We start from the raw sequence: 22,976 nt of genomic DNA on the forward strand, positions 1-22,976 counted from the left end.
CGGCCAGGTGACGCAGGTAGGCATCGGGATTGGCCTCGGCAAGCAGCCGCAATGCGGTGACGCCGGGCCCGCCCGCGGCAAGGGCATGATTGGGTAGATGCCGTCGCAGATAGGGGTTGGCCAGTTCCGGGCCGGCGCCGTTGGCGGTTTGCCCAAGGCTGAGAGTGACGAGCGCGCGGACGATCGCAAGGGCGGCCGGATCGGCCTGCCCAGCGCTTGTCGTGCCACGCAGATACGTGATGAGTTCACGGTGGTAGAGCCGATAAACCGCCTGATACCCGTCACTGTCCTCGACGATGTAGCGCCCGTAGTGCTGGAGAAGCCAGTCGATGTCCTCGGGCCCATACGCGGTGTCGCGGTTACCGACGGCCTGCGCTGCGGTCTGCCAGACGCCATGCGCGGGCATGCCATTGCCGGCAGCCCAGGCAAGGGCCGTGAGCAGGTCCGTGGCGGCGTCGGGAAGCTCATGGCCGTCGCGAACCCTGGTGTGGGCGGTGGCGAGGTCGCGGGCGAGTGCGTCGGTGATGCCGGCGGGGACCTGGTCTCGCCAGGGCCGGTCGGGATCGTCGGCGAGGGTGCGGGCGAGGTGGGAGGCGACGATGCGGGCGAAAAGGAACCCGCCGCCGGCGGTGCCGGCCCGTTCGGCCAGGACGGGCGCGATGTCGTCGGCCGTCCGCTCCGCGATGCCGTCGGCCCGGAGGCGGTGACGTACGTAGTCGGTGATGTCGGCGGTGGTGTCGTGGTCCTGGTCGAGGTCGAGGACACGGACGGCGGCGCCGACGGTGCGGGTGAGGGCAGCTTCCAGAGTCTCGCCCGGTTCCTGGTGCGGTTGGAAGGGCCGGTCGCGGGAGGCGAGCAGGACGGCGCACAGGCGGCTGAGGGGGACGAGGAGTTGCTCGGCGATGGGGGCGGCCTGGCCCGGGGATGCCTCGTCGAGGCCGTCGAGGACCAGAACGTGGCATCGCCCCGGAGCGCTGTCCGAGCGTTCGAGCTGGGCGATCAGGTCGGCGGGGGTCTTCGGTTCGGGCAGCCCCAGCCGGTAGGCAAGGGCGTGGGCGAGATCCTGCACGCTCATGCCGCGCAGGTGGACCGCTGCATCCACACTGCGCTCGCCGGGATCCGGGTCGTCCTCCGTGAGAGGAGCGTGCGCCTTCAGGTCTCCGCGCTCGGCCGGGTCGGAGAGGGCCGCGATGCGGCCGGCGACAGCGGACTTCCCGACCCCGGCGCTCCCGGTCAGCAGGAGCATCCCCGCCGCCCCGGTGCCGAGCCAGTCGGTGATCTCCCGGAGCGCGCGTCGGCGGCCGGTGAAGAACCAGCCCTCCTCGGTCGGGTCGATACCCCTGGCGGCGAGCACCAGGTGTTCGACGAGTGCTTCGCGTTCGACGGACTCGGGGAGCCAGAGCGGGTTGCGGAAGATCGGAGCAGGACGGCCGGCGGAGGCCCGCACAGGGAGCTGGCCGCTGTCGGGCCAGTCCTCCAGCACGGCGAGCGCGAGCGTCTCCCCGGTGATGCCTTCGTTGCGCACGCTCCACTCATGGCGGTAGCGGCCGCCCCGCCGCTCCTGGCCATGGGTGCCGGTGGAGCGGTACGGGCCGTCCTTCAGTAGCCGCAGCACTGTCTCCAGAAGCAGCCCTCGGGCTCCGGCGGCCTTCTCGTGGGCCTCGCAGGCGGCGAGCACGCCGATCCAGGCGGTGCGGGGCTCGGGCAGGCTGCGGTTCTCCCAGGCGCTGAGTGCGTGGTCGAGGGCGGGGAGGGCGCCGGCGCCGGAGTGGCAGGTGTCGAGGAGGATCAGGATCTGGTCGGCGCGGCTGGTCAGGGCCTGGCCGGCGAGGTTCTCCGGGGAGTAGAACCTGTCCCGGTTGCCGAGGCCCTTGCGGGTGGCGTGGGTGACGAGCTGAAGGTCCCGTGCGTTGTCGATCTCGGCGTGCCCGGACCAGGCCACGACGGCCGGGCCGTTGCCGCCGCGTTCCGACCAGGTGTCGGACCACTGGTTGAGCGCGTCGACCAGGCTGCCCTGTCCGGGGTTCTTCAGGACGGTCCCGCGGTAGCCGAACCGGTCCATGGCGGCGGCCAGCTCGTCGACCTGTTCCACCGCGCCGGGCAGCGGTCGGAAGGCCGGGTCCTGGTAGGAGTCGAAGACGACCGCCAGGAAGGTGCCCTCGGCGTCCGCACCGTGGTGGGCGGGGTCCTGCGTGTCGGTACCCGGAAGGGGCCTCTCGGCACCCGAAGGGTTCTCCGGGACCGCGGTCTGGTCGGTCATGCGTCGCCTTCGAGGATCAGGGTCAGTGCGGTCACCGCGGTGCCCGCGTCGTCGAGTGAAGCGTGCAGGGAGACCGCGTACGCGCCCGGGCCGAGGCCGTCGAAGGCGCCCTCGTACCGGCCGCCGCCGCGGTTGCGCAGCGAGCGGGTCTCGACAACCGTGCCGTCTTCGGCGGTGACGGTCGCCCGGACTCTGAGCGTGTCCGCTCCCTCCCGGGTGGTGGCGGCCTCGGCCTCCACGCGCAGGGACTCGCCCGCGGCCAGGTATTCGGGGACACGGACGCCGAGCGGGTAGGCGGGCCGCGATCCCCGGTAGACGGCCGGGGCGGGGGCGAGCCAGTCGTACAGGTCTTCGCGGACTCCGGCGTGGCCTTTGACGGCTCCGTGGTTGGCGAAGGAGGAGCGGACGGTCGTGTTGTCGTCGAGGGCGAGTTCGGCGGGGTAGGCGGCGAATCGCGGCACCCTTCCGTCACCGCCCTCGTCCTTGCCCTCGATGGTCTCGATCAGGCGAAGTCGGCCGTCCTCCACGGCGGCCGTGGTGGGGGTCGGCTGACGGACACCGACGACCGGGAGGCAGAGCCGGTCCGAGCCGCCCCGTCGTACGCGCTCGAGGGCGGCCGTCCGGATCTCCTCGTGGAAGCAGCAGGCGTCCGTGAGCAGATTCCGGTCGACTCCTTCGAGTGCGGTGGTCAGCTCCCTGGGGTAGCGGAGGCCATCGGGGCTCTCGATGCAGGCGTAGGCCGGTGTGAGCTGATGGACGGAGGGCAGGCTGCGGCTGAAGGCGGTCAGGTCCGCGGCCAGCGGGCCCAGGCCGATGCGGTGCCCGTTGACCAGGGACTCCAGCGCGCCGATCGAACCGCGGTGCGGGGTGCCCAGGGTGATGAGCTGTCGGGTGACCTCCGCGCCGCCCAGGCACTCCACCCAGTGGCGGCCCACCAGTCCGCCCATGGAGTGGCAGATGAGACGCACCTTCGCCTCCGCCCGGTGCGGGGCGGTGGCCCGCCAGCGCCCGAGCGCCTCGTCGACCCGGGCGGCCAGCAGGCGCGCGTTGTACCGGCAGGACAGGCGCCAGTCGTAGGCGAACTCGACCAGGTTCACGGGTGCGTCCGGCCGGTCGCCGGGCAGCGCGCGGCGCAGTGTGAAGGTGCGTTCCAGCCAGCCGAGCAGGTCGCCGTAGCCGTCGACGAGCGGGCGCACGCCGGGAATCGCGTGCAGGGAAGGGGCGAGCCCGGTGGGGACGACCCCGTCGCCGGGGTGTCCGTCGCCGATGTCCGTCGGGAGCCGGAGGTCCTTGACGGAGCCGAGGAACGTGGTGATTCCCCGCCGGAGCGCTCCCGGAGAGGGGCCCCACACCTCCTTGCCGTCCACCGCCAGACGGCTGCCCGTGATCCCCGGGACAACGACTGCTAAGTCCTCGACCGGCTCACGCCGCACTGCTCCCCCTGAAAGGTCCCGCCGCTCGTCGCACGGTCCGCCCCGGCCTGCGGCCTGTGCCCGGGGCAATGGCCTCGCCCCCGGCCTCCCTGAGTATCAGACCGGCGAGCCCGACGTCCGGCCAATCACACAAATCGCCCCCGGACGCAGGCGTTCGCAGATCACTCGTGCCGGCGCACCGCCGTCGGCGCCGGACACCGGACGGCTGGTGTGCGTGCGGGTGTTCCTTCGTCCGGGGCCCGAGCGACCAGTATGAATGCCGTCCCTGACAATCATGCCTTGAGCTGCCCGTACCCGAGGAGCCCCCGTGTACCACTCCCCCACCGCCGAGGCCGACGTCGCCGAGGAGCTGGCCGTCGTCCGGCCCGGCCTGCTGCCTCGGTACCGGGCCGAGCTGCCGGGTGCCCGCGCGGCGGTGCTGACGCGGCTGTGGCGGGGGCTCGCCCATGAGCCGCTGCCGTGGGTCACCGGGCGGGTCCGGAGGGTGCACAGCCTCGCTCTGCGGCTGGCCGACGGGCGGACCCTGCACGGCCCGCACGCGGACCCGTACGCGACCGGCGGGTACGTCACCGCCGTCCGGCTGGACCGGGAGCGGTACGACGATCCGGCGCGTCTGATGAGCGACCTCGCGGTGCCGCACGCGGCGGGCTTCGCGGTGGAGCTGGGGCACAGTGTGGCCTCGCTGGCGCTCTCCCGGGCAGGTGCCGATCGTTCGAAGGAGTGGCCCGAGCGGGACTGGGAGTGGGAGCAGCGGGTGGTGGACGGGCATCCGTTCCATCCCAACTGCCGTTCCCGGCCGGGTTTCTCGGTGGCCGACCAGCTGGCGTACGGTCCGGAGCACCGGCCGGTGGTCGGTCTCGGCACGGTCGCCGTACCAGCCGCCGAGTGCCTGGTGTCCGGGGACTGGCCGGAGGAACTGCGGGACGCGGAGCACGTGTTGCTGCCGGTGCACCCCTGGCAGGCGGCTCATGTGCTGAAGCGGTCGTACGACCCGTGGCGTACCGCGCATCCGCTGATGTCCCTGCGCACGCTCGCACTGCCCGGCGGTCCGCATGTGAAGGCCGCGCTGAGCGCCCGGCTGACCTCCTCGGTGCGGGACATCTCCACGTACTCCGTCGGGGCGTCCGCGGCCCTGTCGGCGTTCGCGACGGATCTGGCCACGCGCACGGACGGGCTGCTGCACGTGACGCGCACCCTCGGCGCGGCGACGGCCCACTCGCCCGATCTGGCCGCGCTGCTGCGGGAGTCGCCGGAGGTGTACGCGGGTCCGGGCGAGCGGGTGCTGCCGGTGGCGGCGCTGCCCAGCACCGGCCTTCCGGACTCCCCGGCCTGGCTGGCCGGGTTCGCCCGCCTGGCCCTCACGGTCGGTCTGCGGCTGCTGGACCTGGGGGTGGCGCTGGAGGCCCACGGGCAGAATCTGCTCGTGGTGCTCGCTGCGGACAACTCGCCGCTCCGTCTCGTCTACCGCGACCTCGCCGACATCCGTATCAGCCCGGCCCGGCTGGCCGGTCACGGTATCGCCGCGCCGCCGCTGACGGGCCGGCTGATCACGAACGATGTGACGACCCTGCGCCGCAAGCTGTTCGGCTCGCTGGTGGCGGGCGCGCTCGCCGGCACGGCCGGCTCGGGGCCCGTCCTGGGTACGGCCCTGGCTGCCGCGCTGCCGGACCTGCCGCACACCTCCGACCTGGCGGCCCTGCGCGAAGGTCCTTTGCCCACGAAGGCGTTGACGCTGATGCGGCTGTCCCCCGACACCCCGGGCGACCAGTGGACCTCGCTGCCGAACCCGCTCGTTTTGGAGCCCGGCGCCTCTGATCAATAAGATCCGCCGATGATCAGAAGACAACGGCTGGCGACGGGCGTCTGCGCTCTGCTCGCCGCCCTGACGGCCGGGCTGGCGGTCCCGTCCACGGCTGTGGCCGACGAGACGGAAAAAGCCGCCCCGAAGGTCGAACTCGTACTGGACGTCAGCGGTTCCATGCGGGCGCGGGACATCGACGGCGGCTCCCGGATGGCCGCCGCGAAGCAGGCGTTCAACGAGGTGCTCGACGCGACGCCCGAGGAGGTCCAGCTCGGCATCCGCACGCTGGGCGCCAACTACCGTGGCAACGACCGCATAACGGGCTGCAAGGACACCGAGCAGCTCTACCCGGTCGGCCCGCTGAACCGGACCGAGGCGAAGACCGCGGTGGCCACGCTGGCGCCGACCGGGTGGACACCGATCGGCCCGGCGCTGCAGAAGGCGGCCGCCGACCTCGACGGCGGTGACGGCACCCGCCGTATCGTCCTGATCAGCGACGGCGAGGACACCTGCCAGCCGCTCGACCCGTGCGAGGTGGCCCGCGAGATCGCCGCCAAGGGCATCGGGCTGACCATCGACACCCTCGGCCTGGTGCCGGACGCCAAGACCCGCGAACAGCTCAGCTGCATCGCGGACGCGACCGGCGGCACGTACACCGACGTGCGGCACAAGGAAGAACTCAGCGACCGTGTCGGGCAGTTGGTCGACCGGGCCGCCGATCCGGTGGTGACGCCGGTGGCGACCGAGGGTGCGAACGAGTGCGCGAAGGCGCCGTCGCTCAAGTCGGGTCTGTACACGGACCGTGCGGAGTTCGGTCAGCAACGCTGGTACAAGGTGGACGTCAACCCCGGCCAGGAGCTGCGCGCTTCGGTGAGCGTGGCGGACGACCGGGCCGTCAACCCGAACTACGGGGTGCTGCTGCGGGCGGTGACCGTGCACGACCGGGAGATCGTGCGCGGTGAGGCCGCGGGCACCGGTCGTACGGACGTGATCTCGACCGGTCTGCGCTATCCGAGGCCTCAGAGCGACGACGACACCGCCACGGCCGAGACCGTGTGCCTCCAGGTCACCAACTCCTTCTCGGCCGCCGGAGGCGTCAAGACCTCCCCGGGTCTGCCGCTGGAGCTGACCGTCGACGTCGTGGACGGTCCGAGCAAGGCGAGCGACGTGGCCTCCTTCGGCCTCGGGCGCGGCTGGTGGCTGCTCGGCGCGCTGGTACTGGCCGGCTTCCTGGCCGGTCTGCTGTGGGGCTGGCTGTCGCGCTGGCGGGTCGCGGTCTGGAGGACGAACTGATGCGTATCACGCGAGTACTGGGCGCCGCGCTGCTGGCGCTCGGGCTGGCCGCCGGGCCTGCGGCCGCCGACTCCTCCCCGTCGCCGAGCGCCACGGACGACGGCAAGGCACCCACCCAGGCGGGTACGTCGTTCCGTACGGCGACCGAGATCGAGCAGGGGCAGCAGGCCACCGCGTCCGCTTCCACCGGCGACTACCTGTACTGGTCGTTCCCCGCGGACGCCGGGCAGCGCCCGACCGTCGAGGCGACCGTGAAGCTGCCCCGGACACACGGGGCGCAGAGCTGGCAGATCGACGTGTACGACGGTCTGCGGCGGCGCCAGTCCTGCCAGTACGGTGCGGCGACCCGTACCGCCGAGCAGGGCGCGTCCTCGGTCGAGCTGGCCTGTGTGCTGCGCACGGTGCGCGCCTGGTCCGAGCCGTGGGCCAACGACCCGCTGCCGGGCACGTACTACGTCCGGCTCACCGTGGTGAACCTCGCGGCCTCCGACCTGGGTCAGCCGGTGAGCGCCGAGGTGCGCGTCGACTCCAAGGACATCGGCGGCGCGGCGGCCGTGGACGGTTCACTGGCCGAGCCGCTCGTGCCGGGCGTGGCCGTCAAGTCCCAGGCGGAGAAGGACGACTCGAAGGCAGCGGTGCTGTCGAGTCTCGAACCCGACGACGGCTGGTCCTCCGGCTGGTGGTCCGACCGCTGGGTGTGGACCGCGGTGGGCGGGCTGCTCGCCGCGCTCGCGGGCATCGGGGGATACACGCTCACACGTGGCTCGGGCCGACCGTCCCGGGTGCCGCCGAGTGCCTGAGGTGACATAGGTGCCACAGCTGAAGGCCCGCCAGCCGGCGGGCCTTCAGCCTTCCCGACCGCCGACCCGACTCGCTCGGCCGAGGAGCCGTGCTCCGGGGCGGCACGACCTACGCTCTTCCGCCGCCGGGGCCGACCAATGGGCTCGGCCCGGACGGCCTCCGGCAACACCGACTCCCCACCGACGACGGCCGCACCGGACTCACGTCCACGCCGAAGCCGAGCGTTCGCCACCCGCCCCGAGCCCGCCTCCCCTCCTCATGCCTCCCGCAGCGCCTTCGCGAGCGTGCCCTCGCCGGTCACCGTGACCCGTCCGGCCCGGACGGCGTCCAGCAGTGCCAACTCCCCGCCGGCGACGGCCGTGCAGGTCTCGGCGTCCAGCTGGAGCCGCGCGTCCGCCTCGCGGGGTGCGGGACCGTCGCCGTACACCGGCCCCTCCTCCGCGCCGACGCGCAGATGAAAGTCCCCCTCGTCCAGCCGGACTTCCACGAGTCCCTCTCCTTCGAGGGCCCGCAGCAGGGGCAGTGCGAACCAGTGGGCGCGCACCGCGTCCGTCGGCCGGCGCTCCCCCAGCTCGGCCTGCCCCCACTCCCCCAGCGCGTGCAACACGGGGAGCAACTGCCTTCCACGGGAGGTGAGTTCGTAGACGTAGGCGGCTCCCGGCGGAGGCAGTCGCCGTCGGCCGGTGAGCCCGTCGCGTTCCATGTCCTTCAGCCGTGAGGCGAGTACGTCCGTGCTCACGCCGGGCAGGTCCGCGTGCAGGTCCGTGTAGCGGCGGGGGCCGGCGAGCAGTTCCCGGACGATCAGCAGGGTCCAGCGGTCGCCGACGAGGTCGAGTGCGCGGGCTGCGGAGCAGTACTGGTCGTAGCTTCGGCGAGGAGACATGCGGCGAGTCTAGACGGGTTGTTGGACTTTCCAAGCTCCTACTTGGTAAAACCAAGCAACACGAGTTTCCGGAGGGGCGCATGGAGTTCCGGCAGTCGAACAAGCTCAGCGAGGTCTGTTACGAGATCCGCGGCCCGGTGATAGAGCACGCCAACGCACTGGAGGAGGCGGGCCACAGCGTGCTGCGCCTGAACACCGGCAACCCCGCGGCGTTCGGGTTCGAGGCGCCGGAGGAGATCCTCCAGGACATGATCCGCATGCTGCCCCAGGCGCACGGCTACACCGATTCGCGCGGCATCCTCTCGGCCCGCCGGGCGGTCGCCCAGCGCTACCAGACGCTGGGCCTGGAGGTCGGCGTCGACGACGTGTTCCTCGGCAACGGCGTCTCGGAACTGGTGTCCATGGCCGTACAGGCGCTGGTCGAGGACGGTGACGAGATCCTCATCCCGGCGCCGGACTTCCCGCTCTGGACGGCGGTGACGACCCTGGCGGGCGGCAAGGCGGTCCACTACCTGTGCGACGAGCAGGCCGACTGGAACCCGGACCTGGCCGACATGGCGTCGAAGATCACCGACCGCACCAAGGCCGTGGTCATCATCAACCCGAACAACCCGACGGGCGCGGTGTACCCGAAGGAGGTCGTGGAGGGCATCCTCGACCTGGCCCGCCGGCACGGCCTGATGGTCTTCGCCGACGAGATCTACGACCAGATCCTCTACGACGACGCCGTCCACCACTCGGCCGCGGCCCTCGCCCCCGACCTGGTCGTCCTGACCTTCTGCGGCCTGTCGAAGACGTACCGGGTGGCGGGCTTCCGCTCCGGCTGGCTGGTCGTGACGGGCCCCAGGCAGCACGCGAAGGACTATCTGGAGGGCCTGACCATGCTGGCCTCCATGCGTCTGTGCGCCAACGCGCCCGCCCAGTACGCCATCCAGGCCGCACTCGGCGGCCGCCAGTCCATCCGCGAACTCGCCGCCCCGGGCGGAAGGTTGTACGAGCAGCGGAACGTGGCCTGGGAGAGGCTCAACGAGATCCCGGGCGTTTCCTGCGTGAAGCCGAAGGGCGCGCTGTACGCCTTCCCGCGCCTGGACCCGAAGGTCCACAAGATCCACGACGACGAGAGGTTCGTCCTGGACCTGCTGCTGCGGGAGAAGATCCAGGTGGTCCAGGGCACCGGCTTCAACTGGCCGAGCCCCGATCACTTCCGCATCCTGACCCTCCCGCACGCGGAGGACCTGGAAGCGGCGATCGGGCGGATCGGAAGGTTCCTGAGCGGCTACCGACAGTGACGGCATGCGCTTCCGTGCCGGGCGCACACTGGAAGCAGAAGGTACGGGCCATGATCCGACCCTGGAGGTGAGCCATGAGCACCCTGGAAGAACACGTCGATGTCGGGGTGACGATCGACAGGGCCTGGGACAGCCTCCACCGGGTGGAGGACTACTCGCGCTTCGTGGCCGGCGTGCGCGACGCCCATACGGAGGGAGGAGGCCGTACGCATCTGAACGTCGAGGCGGGCGGCGGAACCCGGGAGCTCGACGCCGAGCTCTCCGACCGTACGGGGGAACGCGTGATGGAGTGGCGCACCACCGGCTCCCCGCAGCTGAGAGGCACCTTCTCCCTGCAGCCGATCGACCGGGGCCACACCCGGGTCCAGGCCAGGGTGGAGTACGACCCCGACACCGTCCGGGCCACGTTCGGCGGGCCGAAGGGCTTCGCCCAGGCGACCGCGATCGAACGGCTCGTCCGCAGCGATCTGGAGCAGTTCAAGGAGTACGCGGAACAGAGACGGTGAGCAAAGGCAGTCCCAGGCCACTGCCCCCTGTCGGTGAACACCGTAGGTGATCACCGACAGGGGGCTTCGTACTGACGTATGCGAAGATCGCCTGGTTCCCGTCGCCATCCGGCGGCGGCACGACCGGGGGGATCCACGGGAGTTCGCGGCGAAGCCGTCCGCGTGTGTGCGCCTGACCAGCGCCGCAGCGGCGACCACTCGTCCCCCTGGTCCGGCTTTCGTGAACCAGGGGGAACGTACTTGTTGCCACACCGAAGAGGCAGGACGGTCGTCGGCGTCCTGTCCGCGGCGATACTCGCACTCGCGGCTCCGGCCGCCGCAAAGGCCGCATCGCCTTCACCGTCTCCGACCCAGCCGTCTCCGGCCTCACCTGCCGCACTGCCTCCGGCCTCGCCCGTGAAGGCGGACACAGGAGCGGACACCGGAAAGGAAGCCCAGGAAGCCGCCCGGTTCTGGACCGCGCGACGCATGGCGGGCGCCCGGCCGCTGGACGAGGTCCGGTCGGCGCCGTCCGCGTCCGGCAGGCCTGGTGGCAGGCCCGGTGCGGCGGCCGCAGCCCGGCCCACGGGCACCCCGTTCGGTGGGACCCGGCTCGTGGGAACGTTCTTCGGCTCCGACGGGCCCAGCGGCACCGCCTGGCACTGCACCGGCAGCGTGATCGCCACCGCGTCGAAGAACATCGTGCTCACCGCCGCCCACTGCGGGTTGAGCATGCAGAGCGACTACATCTTCGTCCCGAAGTTCGTCAAGGGAGCGAGCCCCGACCGGCAGCCCTACGGCATCTTCCACATCCAGCACATCTTCATCGACCCGCGCTATGTCCCCGACCACGGCTCCACGACCACCGAGAAGCCCTGGTCGGACCTGGACACCGCGTTCGCCCGCGTCTCGGCGAACCAGCAGGGCAAGCAGCTCCAGGACGCCGTGGGCGGCGGGCTGACCTTCACCCGGCCGACCGGCTACACGCAGCGGGGCGTCACGGTGGTCGGGTACCCGTCGCACGCGCACAACGGCGCCGGACGCGCCCTCAAGTGCACCGTGCCGACGAAGCAACTCCCCGGGTACCGCCAGATGTCCATGACCTGCGGCGGCTACTACGGCGGTGTCTCCGGCAGCCCCTGGATCACCGACTACAAGGACGGCGCCACCAGCGGTCACGTCATCGGCAACCTCGGTGGCTACAACGGCGGCGGCAACGACGCGAACGTCGACTACATCAGCTACGCACCGGCGTTCGGCGCCGACGCCGCCAACCTCCTCGGCTACGCCGTCGCGGGGCAGGACCCGCCGTCCGACCTGCCCCCGTACAAGGGGATCGAGGCCAAGCTCCCCGGCGGTGCGCGCCAGTGGCAGCACGCGAGGCTGACGGCCTCCGGTGACTACACGGGCGATCGGCACAGTGACCTGGTCGTGGTCTGGTCGGACGGGGAGACCACGCTGTATCCCGGAGACGGCAAGGGCGGGTTCCGGCCCGAGAAGCGGCTGCGGCCGGCCAACTCCACCTGGACGCACGCCCGGACGATCACCGGCGGGGACTTCGCCGGCAGCGACCTGTCCGACCTCCTGGTGCGCTGGTCCGACGGGGAGGTCACCCTCTACCCGGACGTCAGCGCCTCGGGACTGGGCCGGGAGGTCCGGATGGCCAAGTCCGGCTCGGTCTGGAAGAACGCCGCCCAGATCTCGGCCGGGCGGTTCCACCGCGGCACGCGCGCCAATGATCTGCTGGTCCGATGGAGCGACGGCGAACTGACCCTCTGCACCTCCGTCGGCGCCGGCGGTTTCGGCACCGAGAAGCGCCTGCTGGCGCCGAACGGCACCTGGAAGAACGCCACTCTGCTCACCAGCGGGAACTTCAGCGGCAAGGCCACCTGGGACGTCCTCGTCCGCTGGGTGGACGGCGAACTCGACACCTATGCGGGAACCTCGGCCGCGGGACTGGGCACCGAGTCGCGCCTGCGCGGCCCGAACGCCCTCTGGAAGCACGACCTGGTCATGACGGCGGGCGACTACACCGCCAACCACACCAGTGACGACGTGATCGTCCGCTGGTCCGACGGCGAGACGACCCTGTACGCCGACACCGGCGCCAGGACTCTCGGCGCGGAGAACACGCTGGTCTACCCCGGCACTTGACCACTCACCCACCCGAAGGTTCAGGGGGAACCATGCGAGCCACGACTCGTCTGACCAGCGGCCTGGCCGTCCTCATGGCCGGACTGGCCCTGACGGCCTGCGGCACGGCCACCACCGAAGCGCAGGACGACACGAAGCTGAGCAACTGCCGGACCGCTTCCCTGAAGTGGACGCTGGTCCTGCTCGGCAAGGAGAAGGGCGGCAGCCGGGGCGACGCTCGGCTGACCGCCGTCAACAAGGGCCCGGACGCCTGCGTGTTCAACGGCTACCCGGGCATCGAGATCCACTACGGGAAGGCGGAGAGCATCGACGGCGCCGGGCACGGGCACGCCGCCTCCTTCCCGCTGGCCGCGAAGGAGGCGGTCACGGTCGACGTGCACTACACGCCCCGCGGCACGAAGGGTGCCGGCGACTGGTGCGTGCGGCAGGGCGAGGCGGTGGTCTGGGCCCCGCGCGACTCCGACCGCACCGTCGTCCCGGTCCTGGACCGGCACCGGAGGACCACCGTGATCGACGCCTGCGGCGAGACCCTGTCCATGGCGCCACCGCACCACGCGCCGGCGGGGAACTGAGCGCGGCGGCCCGTCTGGCCCAGTCCGTCCTGCGGGCCGCCACCCGCGTGTGACACGGTGCTGGGAAGCGAGCGGGAAGGGCTGACGTGGGTGACCTCTTTCTCGTCCGGCACGGTGAGACCGAGTGGTCGCGGTCCGGACGGCACACCGGCTGGACCGACCTGCCCCTCACCGAGCAAGGGCGGGAGGAGGCGCGCCGGCTGGTGCCGCTGATCCGCGCTCAGCGCATCGGCGCCGCCTTCGTCAGTCCCCTGCAGCGGGCCAGGGAGACCGCCGAACTGATCGGCGTCCACGACGCCCAGGTCGACGCCGACCTGCGCGAATGGGACTACGGCGGGTACGAGGGCATCACCACCGTGGAGATCCAGCGCACCCGGCCCGACTGGTTCCTGTTCACGGACGGCGTCGCGCCGGGCCCGCCCGAGCACCCCGGGGAGACTCCGGAGCAGGTCGGGGAGCGCGCCGACCGGATGCTGGGCAAGGTGGACACCGCGCTCGCCGACACCGACGGGGCCGTCATCCTGGTCGCCCACGGCCACTTCCTGCGCGTCCTCACCGCCCGCCGCCTCGGCCTGCGCCCCCAGCACGGGGCCCTCTTCCAACTGGCGACGGGCACACTGTGCCGTCTCGGCACGGAGCACGAGCGTCCGGTGGTGGCGGGCTGGAACATGCGAGCGCACGACTGACCCACCCGGCGGGCTCCAGAGCCCCGTCACCGTCACCGTCACCGTCACCGTCACCCACGGTCGTACGCCGGCCCACCCCGCGGACCTCGACAGCCCCTGCCCGTTGTCAGACCCCGGTCGTACGCTTCGAACGAGCCGCTCACCCGGCGGTTCCAGGACGCCGACGCCGCGGAGGGAGGACACCGTGAGCCGACTGCCGACCGCTGCGCAGCGGCGCGTGATCGAAGGTGCCGACGCGGTCACGGGGCGGCTGCGCGGGACGGAGGCACAGCTGGCCGCGCTGGTGAGGCGGGGGCTCGCCTTCCGGCACCCGCGGCCGCCGCACGATCACTTCCTCACCCCCGCAGGCCACCGCATACGCGAGACGGTGCCCGAGGCCGCCCCGGCGGAGCCGGCCCCGTCCGCTGGTGTCTTCGCGGCGCGGATCGGCGGTGAGGAGGAGGTGCCCGCGTCCGGTGCGGCCCGGCTGCGGGAGGTGCACAGCGCCTGGCAGGGGCTGCTGGAGCTGCGCCGGATGACCAACCCGGGCGGTGCGACGGACCGCCCCTGCGGCTGGGAGCGGACGCATCTGGTGCGGGCCGCCGCGCTCGCCCTGGAGGCGGCCGGGCACCGGCCGGAGGGGCCGGACGGCGCGGGCTACCGGGTGCGCGCGACCCCGCAGCCGGAGGCGGTCGCCGTGTACGCACCGGACGAGGAGCTGCTGCGGGCGTGTGCGGCCACGCTGGAGCGGGCGGGCTGGCAGGCCGGCGAGTACACCGAGCCACGTACGCGGGTGCGCTATCTGCTGGCCTCCCCGCGCCGGGTGTGAGCGGCGTGCCAAGATCGGTCGACCGGATATTCGAACACGAGAAGGGCAAGGCAGTGGCCGAACCGTATTCCGTCCGTGTGACCGTCCGCGGCTACGAGACCGACGTACAGGGGCACCTCAACCAGGCGGTGTACATCAACTACGCGGAGCACGCCCGCTGGTCGCTGCTCCAGGCCGCCGGAATCACCCAGGCGGGGCTCGTCGGCCGCGGCGTCGGCCCGGTGGCCCTGGAGACGACGATCCGCTACAAACGCGAGCTGCTCGCGGGTGACGAGGTCGACGTGACCTGCGAGTTCGAGTGGGGCGGCGGCAAGACGTTCCGGATCCGGCAGGAGATCCGCAAGACCGACGGTACGGTGGCGGCCGAGATCACCGCGGTGGGCGGCCTGCTGGACCTCAGGGAGCGCAAACTGATCACCGACCCCGACACGGTGTTCAAGGAGCTGGCCGCGGATCTGAGCCTCTTCGGTCTCTAGCCGTCCTGCGCCTACGCGTCGAGCAACTCCGGCTGGTGCTCGGCGTCGTAGGCGGCCCGAGCCTCGGCGATGTACACCCGGTTGTGCTCGGCCCAGTCGGTCAGGCGCTGCAGAGTCTCGTGCAACTCGAGGGCGACCGGCGTGAGTTCGTACTCCACCTTCGGCGGCACCGTCGGATGCACCGTACGGGTGACCAGGCCGTCGCGCTCCAGGTTGCGCAGGGTCAGGGTGAGCATGCGGCGGCTGATGCCCTCGATTCCGCGCTCCAACTCCGTGAACCGGATGGGTCCCTGGGCGGCGGCGACCAGGATCTGCACGCTCCACTTGCCCGCCACTCTGTCAAGAACTTCGCGGACGGGGCACGCCTGCGCGTTCACTGCCTGGACGGTAACAGCGGTGTTCCTCTGGGACATCGGACTGCCTCCTTACGCCGGCCTCCATGGTCACCCACGATGTACCCCGTTACAAGTCGTGCACCAAGGCGCGAACAAGGAACGGGGAGCCATGTCAGCCGCGATCGAGAACAGCCCGTCACCGGCAACGGTGGCACCTTCACGAACCTACTCCCGCTGGACGTCCCTCGCAGTTCTGTGCGCGGGCACGCTGATGACGATCCTGGACGGCAACATCGTCACGGTGGCGATGCCCGCCATCCAGAGCGACCTTGGTTTCAGCGGTCCGGGCCTCGCCTGGATCGTCAATGCGTACCTGATCGCCTTCGGCGGGCTGCTTCTGCTGGTGGGCCGACTGGGTGACCTGGTGGGCCGCAAGCGGATGTTCACCTCGGGCTCGCCGTGTTCACCGCGGCCTCGGTGCTGTGCGGGACGGCGACCGGGCAGGGCGTGCTGATCGCGGCCCGGGCGCTGCAGGGCGTCGGCGGGGCGATGGCCTCGGCCGTGGTCCTCGGCATGCTGGTCAACCTCTTCTCCGAGCCGCAGGAACAGGCTCGTGCCATCGCGGTGTTCAGCGCGGTCGGCGCGGCGGGCGGGGCGCTCGGCACCTTCCTGGGCGGCGCCCTGACCCAGGCCCTGAACTGGCACTGGATCTTCCTGATCAACCTGCCGATCGGCGCGGCCGCCTGGCTGGCGGCGGTGCGCGTCCTCACCCCCGAGCCCGGCGCCGGACTCGGCAGGGGTGCCGACTATCCGGGGGCCGGGCTGGTCACGGGTGCCCTGATGCTGACGGTGTACGTCATCGTCGGCGCCGGGACACGCGCCCCGACCGACACCCTGCTCCTGGCGGTCCTGGCACTCGCCCTGTTCACGGCGTTCACCGTGCGCCAGGCCCGGGCGGCCCGCCCCCTCCTGCGCCTGCGCCTGCTCCGCTCCCGTCTGCTGACCGGCGCGAACGCGGTCCAGGTGCTGATGATCGGCACGATGTACGGTTTCCAGTTCATCGGCGCGTTGTATCTGCAACGCGTCCTCGGGTACGGCGAGTTGGCGACCGGGACCGCCTTCCTTCCGGCCCCGGTCGCCATCGGTCTGCTGATGCTGGGTCTGTCGGCTCGGACCGTGGCCCGTTTCGGCGGCTACCGGGTCCTGCTGGCCGGGCTGGTGCTGATCACCGCCGGGACGGCCCTGCTGGGCCGCGCCCCGGCCGAGGGTTCGTACCCCGTCGACGTACTGCCGCCGCTGCTGTTGCTGTCCGCCGGGTTCGCGGCGGCGATGCCCGCGCTGACCGGTCTTGCGATGTCCGGGGCGCGGGACGAGGACGCGGGACTGGCGTCCGGGCTGTTCAACAGCACGCAGGTGGTGGGCGGTTCGCTGGGCCTGGCGGCCCTGACCACGCTGGCCGCGAGCCGCACCGACACCCTGCTCGGCCAGGGTGCAGAGCTGATCCCGGCCACGGCGGAGGGATACCGGCTCGCGTTCCGCGTGGCGACGGGCTTCGCGCTGGCGGCGCTGGCACTGGCGGCAGCGGTGCTGCGCCCGGGCACCGAATCCCCTGTCACCCCCCGCTGAACGCCTCCTTGCGGTCCTGCGCCCACTCCCGGTACGTCCTGGCCGGCCTGCCCAGCATCTGCGGCACGTCCTCGGTCACGACCGCGTTGCCCCCGCCGCGGACGAAGGCGGTGCCGGTCAGGACCCCTTCCGCCTGCGCCTCGTCGAAACCCCAGTCGGTGAGCAGATGTTCGCGTGTCTCCTCCGGCGAGAGGTCCCGGGTGGCGACCGGGCGGCCGAGGACGGAGGCGAGAACGGCGGCCTGGCCGGGGACGCCGATCGCCTCGGGCCCGGTCAGCGTGTAGGTCCGCCCCGCGTGCCCGTCCTCGAGCAGCGCCCGCACCGCGGCCTCGGCCACGTCCCGCGGATCGATCACACCCGACTCCCCGTCGCCGGTCATGTTCGGTACCGGTTCGCCCCGCCCGACCGCCTCCACCCAGCTGAGCGTGTTGGAGGCGAACGACGAGGGCCGCAGGACGGTCCACTCGGTCCCGCTGTCCCGCACGGCCCGCTCTCCCGCCACGTGCCACCCGCCGGCCGGCCCGACCTCCGGATCGCCGGTCCCGATGGCGGAGAGCTTCACCAGCCTGCGCACCCCCGCCGCCCGCGCCGCCTCCACCAGCGCCGGGTCCTGCCCCTCCTCCGGACCCGGAGGACGGAGGAGGAACGCGGCCGTCACCCCCGCCATCGCACCGGCCAGGGAGCCGGGGTCGAGGTAGTCCCCGCGCACCACCTCGACCCCGGCGGGCACCCGGGCCTTTGCCGGGTCGCGGGTCAGGGCACGCACCTTCTCGCCGCGCGCCGCAAGCTGTCGTACCACGTCACTTCCGATGGTGCCCGTGGCACCCGTCACCAGAATCATGAGGTCCACGATGGGCCGAACGGGGTCCCCGTCTCTTGGAAATTCCGGCACGGCCGGCCCGCCCACGAGGCGGTGCGCCGCACGTACGGTGGAGGGGTGCCCAACGCAACCGCCGAGCAGGCCCTGACCACGCCCGAGGCCCTGCGCCCCTGGATCACGGGGGTGCGGACCGTGTCCGTCACCGACCCGCCCGTCGAGGCCTTCGTCCACCTTCCCGACGCGGTCACCAAGGTGGTGCTCCGCGTGGGTCCGGACGGACACCGCGACGTTCTGGCCGTCGGACCGCGGGTGCGCGCCGGGTACTACGAGGGCAAGGCCCATGTCTCCTGTGTGGAGTTGCGCCTCGGGCCCGGCACGGCCCGTCCCCTGCTGGGTGTCCCGGCGGCCGAACTGGCCGGCCGGGTCGTACCGCTGGACCGGCTGCCGGGCCGGGCGGCGCGCCGGCTCGCGGACGAGGTGCGGTGGCTGGACCCGCGGGAGGCGGTGCCGCACCTGGCCGAGGTGCTGCCCGAGCTGCTGTCCGCCGGAACGGACGCCGCCCGGACGGCCCTCCTGCGGGCCGGGGTCGACGCGCTGTCGGTCCGGACGGACCGGACCCCCGCGCAGGTCCGTGACGTGGCCCGCGAACTGGCCGTCAGCGAACGCCAGTTGCGCAACCTGTTCACCGAAGGGGTCGGTGTCTCCCCCAAGCACTACGCCCGCATCAACCGCGTCCGCACGGTCATCGACCGCGCCACGACCGCCCCCTGGTCCGAACTCGCCGCCACCACCGGCTACTACGACCAGTCCCACATGACATCCGACTTCCGCGCCCTGATGGGCGTCCCGCCCCGCTCGTACTTCACCGGCCGCCTGCCCGCGACCTCCCCGTGCCAGGCGGTGCCCCGCCGCTGAATCCGGATGCGCGGAGCGGCCCCCGGCTGCCATGCTCCGGTCCCATGCCCGCACGACGCGTCAGACCCAGCCGCTACATCTCCGTCGACATCGAGGCCGACGGCCCGATCCCGGGGCCCTACTCCATGCTGAGCCTCGGCGCGGCCGTCGCCGGCACCCAGGACGCCGACGGCTTCTGCCCGGCCGATCCCGAGCAGCAGACCTTCTACCGGGAACTCCGTCCCATCTCCGACGAGTTCGTCCCCGAAGCGCTGGCCGTCAGCGGCCTGGACCGGGGGCGGCTGCGGACCGAGGGCGCGGAACCGGGTGCGGCCCTCGCCGAGTTCAGCACCTGGGTCCGCGAGGTGAGTGCGGGCGCGCAGCCGGTGATGTGCGGCTACCCGGCGTCGTACGACTGGACGTTCCTCTACTGGTACCTGATCCGCTTCACCGGTGAGAGCCCCTTCGGCCACTCGGGCTGCCTGGACATGAAGACGCTGTACGCGACCAAGGCCGGGCTGCCGTTGCGGGCGGTGGCCAAGGGGACGATGCCCAGGCATCTGCTGTCCCGCCGCCGCCACACGCACCACGCCCTCGACGACGCCGTGGAACAGGCCGAACTGCTGGCCAACCTCATGGCGTGGCCGGGTCCGGCGCAGGCACCGGGTCCTGCCGGGTGGGCACCGGGACCTGGTTGAAGCCGTAGTAGAGGGCTATCAGGCCGTGGGCGGCGAGGGTGAGGGGGGCCGAGACGAAGGACAGGCCCACTGCCAGCGGGTAGGCCAGGGAGCCCAGGGCGAAGCGGGTGCGGGTGGCTCTGGCCGCGGGGACGTCCACGCGGGAGTCGAAGAGGTGGCCGGTGCGGGTGAGGTGCCACCACAGGGCCTGGAAGGTGAGGGCCATCGCCACCATCACCAGGCTGTAGACGGCGGCGGCCGCATGCGAGGCCTTGTCCTCGCGCAGGTACTCCGCGAGCATCGCCGTCGGCCACGGCACCGCGGAGACCACCATCAGCACCAGCAGGTTGAGGAACATCAGCGTGCGGTCGACACGGGCGACGTAGCTGAACACCTGGTGGTGGTTGATCCACATGATGCCGATGACCAGGAAGCTGACCACGTAGGCGGCGTAGGAGGGCCACTGGGTGCCCAGCGCGTGCCACAGACCGCCGTGTTCGCCGACCTCGGGGACCTTGATCTCCAGGATGAGCAGGGTGATGGCGATGGCGAACACGCCGTCGCTGAAGGCCTCGACACGGCCGGATTCGTTCATGCCCCAAGCCTGCCTCACAACGACGGGCACGGGGGTACGGCGGCAGCCGTACCCCCGTGCCGGATCGGTGGGCCGGGTCAGTGCGCCGGGGCGAGTTCCTCCCCGGATTCCATCGGGTGGGTCACGTCCTGCGCCTCACTGCCCCTGCCCAGGTGGTTGAAGACCAGGTTGAGCAGGACCGCCGCCACGCAGCCCGTCGAGATGCCCGAGTCGAGGACGATCCTCGCCGTCTCCGGGAAGGCGTGGTAGAAGTCCGGTGCGGTGATGGGGATCAGGCCCACCGCCAGGGACACCGCGACGATCAGGACGTTGTTGTCCTTCTCCAGGCCGGCCCGGACCAGGGTCTGGATGCCGCTGGCCGCCACCGAGCCGAAGAGGACGACGCCGGCTCCGCCGAGGACGGGGCGCGGGACGACCGCGATCAGCGAGGCGGCCATCGGGCACAGGCCCATCAGGACCAGGAAGCCGCCGCCGACGGCGACGACGAAGCGGCTGCGGATGCGGGTCATGGCGACCAGCCCGATGTTCTGCGCGAAGGCGCTGCACATGAAGCCGTTGAAGAGGGGGCTGAGGGCCGAGCCGAGGGTGTCGGCGCGCAGGCCCGCCGCGATGGTCCTCTCGTCCGCCGGGCGTTCGACGATCTCACCGAGCGCCAGCATGTCGGCGGTGGACTCGGTCATCGAGACCACCATCACCACGCACATCGACAGGATCGCGGCGAGGTGGAACTGCGGTGCGCCGAAGTGGAACGGGGCCGGGAAGCCGATCACGTCGGCGTCCGCCACCGGGCCGAAGTCGGTGACCCCGAAGGGTATCGCCACCAGGGTGCCCGCGATCAGGCCCAGCAGGACCGCGATCTGCTTCACGAAGCCCCGGGTGAAGCGGCGCAGGGCCAGGACGATCAGCAGGGTGATGCCGGCCAGGCCGAGGTTGGTTGCCGAACCGTAGTCGTGTGCGGCGGGGTTGGGGCCCTGGGCCCAGTTGAAGGCGACCGGCAGGAGGGAGACGCCGATCAGGGTGATGACCGTACCGGTGACGACCGGCGGGAAGAAGCGGACCGCCTTGCTGAAGAAGGGCGCCGCGAGGAAGCCGAGGAGGCCTGCGACGATCACGGCGCCGAAGATGACGGGCAGCGCGTCCGACTTGTCGTGCGCGGAGGCGACGATGGCCGTCATGGGGGCCACCCCGGCGAAGGTGACGCCGTTGACGAAGGGCAGCCGGGCGCCGATCTTCCAGATGCCGAGCGTCTGCAGGAAGGTGGCGAGGCCGGCGGTGAACAGGCAGGCGCCGGTGAGGAAGGTGAGTTCGGTGCCGGAGAGGCCTACGGCCGCGCCGACGATCAGGGGTGGGGCGACGACTCCGGCGTACATGGCGGCCACGTGCTGCAGGCCACTCGTCGCCATCTTGAGTGCGGGGAGTTTCTCGTCGACCGGGTGGGTCTGGTCGACGGGGTCAACGATCTGAGCGGACACGGCGGCTCCTCCGGTCGGTTAGACACGCCGGCTCTGACGTGGGTTTCAGGGAGGTGGTGCGCGACGGTCGTGCGGGACCGGAGGCCCATCGGTGGGCCTGGGGACGGTGACCGTTCCGGGGCGCGCGCGTGAACGCGCGCCCCGGAGACGGCCGCCATGGACCCCGCTCGGGTCCACGGCTGCCGACCGGGAGCCGTCCCTCCCGGCCGGAGTCCGGCGTTGGCTCAGCTCTGGGCGGCGATCCGCGCCAGGCGCTGGGCCTCGTCCCGCGTGGAGCGGGCGATGGCGTCCTCGTCGACGGTCAGCAGGCGGCCGTCCTCGACGATCTGACGTCCGTTCACGAAGGAGGCGGTGACCGGGGCCGCAGCTCCGAAGACCAGCGCGGTCACCGGGTCGGCGATGGAGGCGTGGGCGAGGGTGTCCAGCTTCCACAGCACCAGGTCGGCCAGCTTGCCGGCCTCCAGCGAGCCGGTCTCGGCCGCGCGGCCGAGCACCTGGGCGCCGCCGTGGGTGCCGAGGCGCAGCGCCTGGCGGGCGTTGAGCGCGGCCTCGCGGTGGCTGCCGAGGCGGTTGATCAGCAGGGCGTTGCGCAGTTCGGTGTGGAGTTCACCGGACTCGTTGGAGGCGGTGCCGTCGACGCCGAGGCCGACCGGGACGCCCGCCCTCAGCATGTCGGGGACCCGGGCGATGCCGGCCGCGAGGCGGGCGTTGGAGGAGGGGCAGTGCGCGACACCCGTCCTGGTGCGGGCGAAGGCGGTGATGTCGGAGTCGTTCATGTGGACGCAGTGCGCCATCCACACGTCCTCGCCGAGCCAGCCGGTGGACTCGAAGTAGTCGGTCGGGCCCATGCCGAACAGCTCGTGGCAGAACTTCTCCTCCTCGACCGTCTCCGAGCCGTGGGTGTGCAGGCGCACGCCGAGGCGGCGGGCCAGCTCGGCGCCCTGACGCAGGAGTTCGGTGGAGACGGAGAACGGCGAGCAGGGGGCCACGGCCACCTGGGTCATCGCGTCGAAGGAGGCGTCGTGGTGCTCCTTGACGGTCGCCTCGGTCGCGGTGAGGGCGCCCTCGAGGGTCTCGACGGCGAAGTCCGGGGGCAGGCCGCCGTCCTTCTCGCTGCGGTCCATGGAGCCGCGGGCCAGGGTGAAGCGGACACCCATTTCGCGGGCGGCGCGGATGATCGCGCCGGACAGGTCGCCGGAGCCCTGCGGGTAGACGTAGTGGTGGTCCATGGCGGTGGTGACGCCGCCGCGGGCCATCATCGCGAGCGAGCCCTGGGCCGCCGCGTAGGCCATCGGCTCGTCGATGCGCGCCCAGGTGGGGTAGAGCGCGACCAGCCAGTTGAAGAGGTTGTGGTCGGTGGCCAGACCCCGGGTGATCCACTGGTAGAAGTGGTGGTGGGTGTTGATCAGGCCGGGGGTCACGAGATGGCCGGTGGCGTCGATACGGCGTACGACGTTCTCCAGGCCCTCGGGGGCCTTGCCCGCGCCGACCGCCTCGATGCGGTTGCCGGCGATGACCACGTACCCGGAGGCGTACTCGGTGTCGGCGGCGTCGACGGTCGCGATCGAACAGTTCTCGATGACGATGCGCTGGGCTGCTGCCATGATTCGTCCTTT

The 22,976-nt window shown here is 71.9% G+C and carries 19 protein-coding genes and 2 pseudogenes; 13 read left to right on the plus strand and 8 right to left on the minus strand.

Going from position 1 to position 22,976, the window contains the following annotated elements:
- Together AC07DS_RS34925 and AC07DS_RS34930 are read right to left on the minus strand one after the other, a co-directional pair.
- Positions 1-2,260: pseudogene (locus tag AC07DS_RS34925) on the minus strand (tetratricopeptide repeat protein); the annotation flags it as partial.
- On the minus strand, positions 2,257-3,693 hold the full coding sequence (locus AC07DS_RS34930) for a lipase/acyltransferase domain-containing protein (protein WP_479151927.1): 1,437 nt from the start codon (positions 3,691-3,693) through the stop codon (positions 2,257-2,259). The pseudogene AC07DS_RS34925 and the gene AC07DS_RS34930, both read right to left, overlap by 4 nt.
- A 307-nt stretch (positions 3,694-4,000) precedes the next feature.
- Here AC07DS_RS34930 and AC07DS_RS34935 point away from each other — a divergent pair, with 307 nt between their 5' ends.
- From AC07DS_RS34935 to AC07DS_RS34945, 3 genes are read left to right on the plus strand one after another with little or no spacing between them, the layout of a single operon-like run.
- Positions 4,001-5,515 carry an IucA/IucC family protein gene (locus AC07DS_RS34935; protein ID WP_479151929.1) on the plus strand — a complete coding sequence of 505 codons (1,515 nt, stop codon included), beginning with the start codon at positions 4,001-4,003 and terminating at the stop codon, positions 5,513-5,515.
- A 9-nt stretch (positions 5,516-5,524) separates the two neighbouring features.
- Entirely contained in the window at positions 5,525-6,787 is a 1,263-nt protein-coding gene (locus AC07DS_RS34940) for a VWA domain-containing protein (protein ID WP_479151931.1), read from the plus strand.
- On the plus strand, positions 6,787-7,587 hold the full coding sequence (locus AC07DS_RS34945; protein WP_479151933.1) for a hypothetical protein: 801 nt from the start codon (positions 6,787-6,789) through the stop codon (positions 7,585-7,587). The genes AC07DS_RS34940 and AC07DS_RS34945 overlap by 1 nt, the downstream gene beginning before the upstream one ends.
- A gap of 257 nt (positions 7,588-7,844) precedes the next feature.
- Here AC07DS_RS34945 and AC07DS_RS34950 read toward each other — a convergent pair whose 3' ends face one another.
- The gene (locus AC07DS_RS34950) at positions 7,845-8,471 is read right to left on the minus strand and encodes a winged helix-turn-helix transcriptional regulator (RefSeq protein WP_479151935.1); all 627 of its coding nucleotides are present in this window, start codon (positions 8,469-8,471) and stop codon (positions 7,845-7,847) included.
- Positions 8,472-8,551: 80 nt separating this feature from the next.
- Here AC07DS_RS34950 and AC07DS_RS34955 point away from each other — a divergent pair, with 80 nt between their 5' ends.
- From AC07DS_RS34955 to AC07DS_RS34985, 7 genes are all read left to right on the plus strand, one after another.
- Complete coding sequence (locus AC07DS_RS34955) at positions 8,552-9,760, plus strand: pyridoxal phosphate-dependent aminotransferase (protein WP_145880625.1); 1,209 nt, start codon at positions 8,552-8,554, stop codon at positions 9,758-9,760.
- A 74-nt stretch (positions 9,761-9,834) separates the two neighbouring features.
- Positions 9,835-10,266, plus strand: coding sequence for an SRPBCC family protein (locus tag AC07DS_RS34960; RefSeq protein ID WP_479151937.1), 432 nt, complete (start codon positions 9,835-9,837; stop codon positions 10,264-10,266).
- Positions 10,267-10,662: 396 nt separating this feature from the next.
- Positions 10,663-12,399, plus strand: a complete 1,737-nt coding sequence (locus AC07DS_RS34965; protein ID WP_479151938.1) for a trypsin-like serine peptidase — start codon at positions 10,663-10,665, stop codon at positions 12,397-12,399.
- A gap of 32 nt (positions 12,400-12,431) precedes the next feature.
- Positions 12,432-12,971 (plus strand): DUF4232 domain-containing protein, encoded by a 540-nt coding sequence (locus tag AC07DS_RS34970; RefSeq protein WP_479151940.1) that lies wholly within the window; start codon positions 12,432-12,434, stop codon positions 12,969-12,971.
- An 86-nt stretch (positions 12,972-13,057) separates the two neighbouring features.
- Positions 13,058-13,657 carry a histidine phosphatase family protein gene (locus AC07DS_RS34975; RefSeq protein WP_479151942.1) on the plus strand — a complete coding sequence of 200 codons (600 nt, stop codon included), beginning with the start codon at positions 13,058-13,060 and terminating at the stop codon, positions 13,655-13,657.
- Positions 13,658-13,841: 184 nt separating this feature from the next.
- On the plus strand, positions 13,842-14,465 hold the full coding sequence (locus AC07DS_RS34980; protein WP_479151943.1) for a hypothetical protein: 624 nt from the start codon (positions 13,842-13,844) through the stop codon (positions 14,463-14,465).
- A 53-nt stretch (positions 14,466-14,518) separates the two neighbouring features.
- Positions 14,519-14,941 (plus strand): acyl-CoA thioesterase, encoded by a 423-nt coding sequence (locus AC07DS_RS34985; protein ID WP_479151944.1) that lies wholly within the window; start codon positions 14,519-14,521, stop codon positions 14,939-14,941.
- A gap of 11 nt (positions 14,942-14,952) precedes the next feature.
- Here AC07DS_RS34985 and AC07DS_RS34990 read toward each other — a convergent pair whose 3' ends face one another.
- Positions 14,953-15,354, minus strand: coding sequence for a winged helix-turn-helix transcriptional regulator (locus AC07DS_RS34990; RefSeq protein WP_186581549.1), 402 nt, complete (start codon positions 15,352-15,354; stop codon positions 14,953-14,955).
- 91 nt (positions 15,355-15,445) lie between these two features.
- On the opposite strand from AC07DS_RS34990, the pseudogene AC07DS_RS34995 reads away from it, so the two are divergent.
- Positions 15,446-16,902: pseudogene (locus AC07DS_RS34995) on the plus strand (MFS transporter).
- Here AC07DS_RS34995 and AC07DS_RS35000 read toward each other — a convergent pair.
- On the minus strand, positions 16,889-17,752 hold the full coding sequence (locus tag AC07DS_RS35000) for an SDR family oxidoreductase (RefSeq protein ID WP_479151947.1): 864 nt from the start codon (positions 17,750-17,752) through the stop codon (positions 16,889-16,891). The pseudogene AC07DS_RS34995 and the gene AC07DS_RS35000 sit on opposite strands and share 14 nt — an antisense overlap.
- Before the next feature lie 87 nt (positions 17,753-17,839).
- Here AC07DS_RS35000 and AC07DS_RS35005 point away from each other — a divergent pair, with 87 nt between their 5' ends.
- Together AC07DS_RS35005 and AC07DS_RS35010 are read left to right on the plus strand one after the other, a co-directional pair.
- Positions 17,840-18,637, plus strand: coding sequence for a helix-turn-helix domain-containing protein (locus tag AC07DS_RS35005; RefSeq protein ID WP_479151949.1), 798 nt, complete (start codon positions 17,840-17,842; stop codon positions 18,635-18,637).
- Between the two features lie 44 nt (positions 18,638-18,681).
- The gene (locus AC07DS_RS35010) at positions 18,682-19,314 is read left to right on the plus strand and encodes a 3'-5' exonuclease (RefSeq protein WP_479151951.1); all 633 of its coding nucleotides are present in this window, start codon (positions 18,682-18,684) and stop codon (positions 19,312-19,314) included.
- Here AC07DS_RS35010 and AC07DS_RS35015 read toward each other — a convergent pair.
- The 3 genes from AC07DS_RS35015 to AC07DS_RS35025 all read right to left on the minus strand — a co-directional run bounded on the left by AC07DS_RS35015 (position 19,250) and on the right by AC07DS_RS35025 (position 22,964).
- Positions 19,250-19,888 (minus strand): TMEM175 family protein, encoded by a 639-nt coding sequence (locus AC07DS_RS35015; protein ID WP_479151953.1) that lies wholly within the window; start codon positions 19,886-19,888, stop codon positions 19,250-19,252. The two genes, AC07DS_RS35010 and AC07DS_RS35015, sit on opposite strands and share 65 nt — an antisense overlap.
- A 77-nt stretch (positions 19,889-19,965) precedes the next feature.
- The gene (locus AC07DS_RS35020) at positions 19,966-21,360 is read right to left on the minus strand and encodes a nucleobase:cation symporter-2 family protein (RefSeq protein ID WP_479151955.1); all 1,395 of its coding nucleotides are present in this window, start codon (positions 21,358-21,360) and stop codon (positions 19,966-19,968) included.
- Positions 21,361-21,584: 224 nt separating this feature from the next.
- Positions 21,585-22,964: an 8-oxoguanine deaminase gene (locus AC07DS_RS35025; RefSeq protein ID WP_479151957.1), complete on the minus strand. Its 1,380-nt coding sequence runs from the start codon at positions 22,962-22,964 to the stop codon at positions 21,585-21,587.
- Positions 22,965-22,976: the final 12 nt, after the last annotated feature.

The organism is Streptomyces sp. NPDC044064 (assembly GCF_056434245.1).

Bases quoted from the DNA above. Each gene is read 5' to 3' on its own strand.
- AC07DS_RS34940 (WP_479151931.1), top strand. From the start codon at position 5,525: ATGATCAGAAGACAACGGCTGGCGACGGGCGTCTGCGCTCTGCTCGCC.
- AC07DS_RS34945 (WP_479151933.1), top strand. From the start codon at position 6,787: ATGCGTATCACGCGAGTACTGGGCGCCGCGCTGCTGGCGCTCGGGCTG.
- AC07DS_RS34950 (WP_479151935.1), bottom strand. From the start codon at position 8,471: ATGTCTCCTCGCCGAAGCTACGACCAGTACTGCTCCGCAGCCCGCGCA.
- AC07DS_RS34955 (WP_145880625.1), top strand. From the start codon at position 8,552: ATGGAGTTCCGGCAGTCGAACAAGCTCAGCGAGGTCTGTTACGAGATC.
- AC07DS_RS34960 (WP_479151937.1), top strand. From the start codon at position 9,835: ATGAGCACCCTGGAAGAACACGTCGATGTCGGGGTGACGATCGACAGG.
- AC07DS_RS34970 (WP_479151940.1), top strand. From the start codon at position 12,432: ATGCGAGCCACGACTCGTCTGACCAGCGGCCTGGCCGTCCTCATGGCC.
- AC07DS_RS34990 (WP_186581549.1), bottom strand. From the start codon at position 15,354: ATGTCCCAGAGGAACACCGCTGTTACCGTCCAGGCAGTGAACGCGCAG.
- AC07DS_RS35010 (WP_479151951.1), top strand. From the start codon at position 18,682: ATGCCCGCACGACGCGTCAGACCCAGCCGCTACATCTCCGTCGACATC.
- AC07DS_RS35015 (WP_479151953.1), bottom strand. From the start codon at position 19,888: ATGAACGAATCCGGCCGTGTCGAGGCCTTCAGCGACGGCGTGTTCGCC.
- AC07DS_RS35025 (WP_479151957.1), bottom strand. From the start codon at position 22,964: ATGGCAGCAGCCCAGCGCATCGTCATCGAGAACTGTTCGATCGCGACC.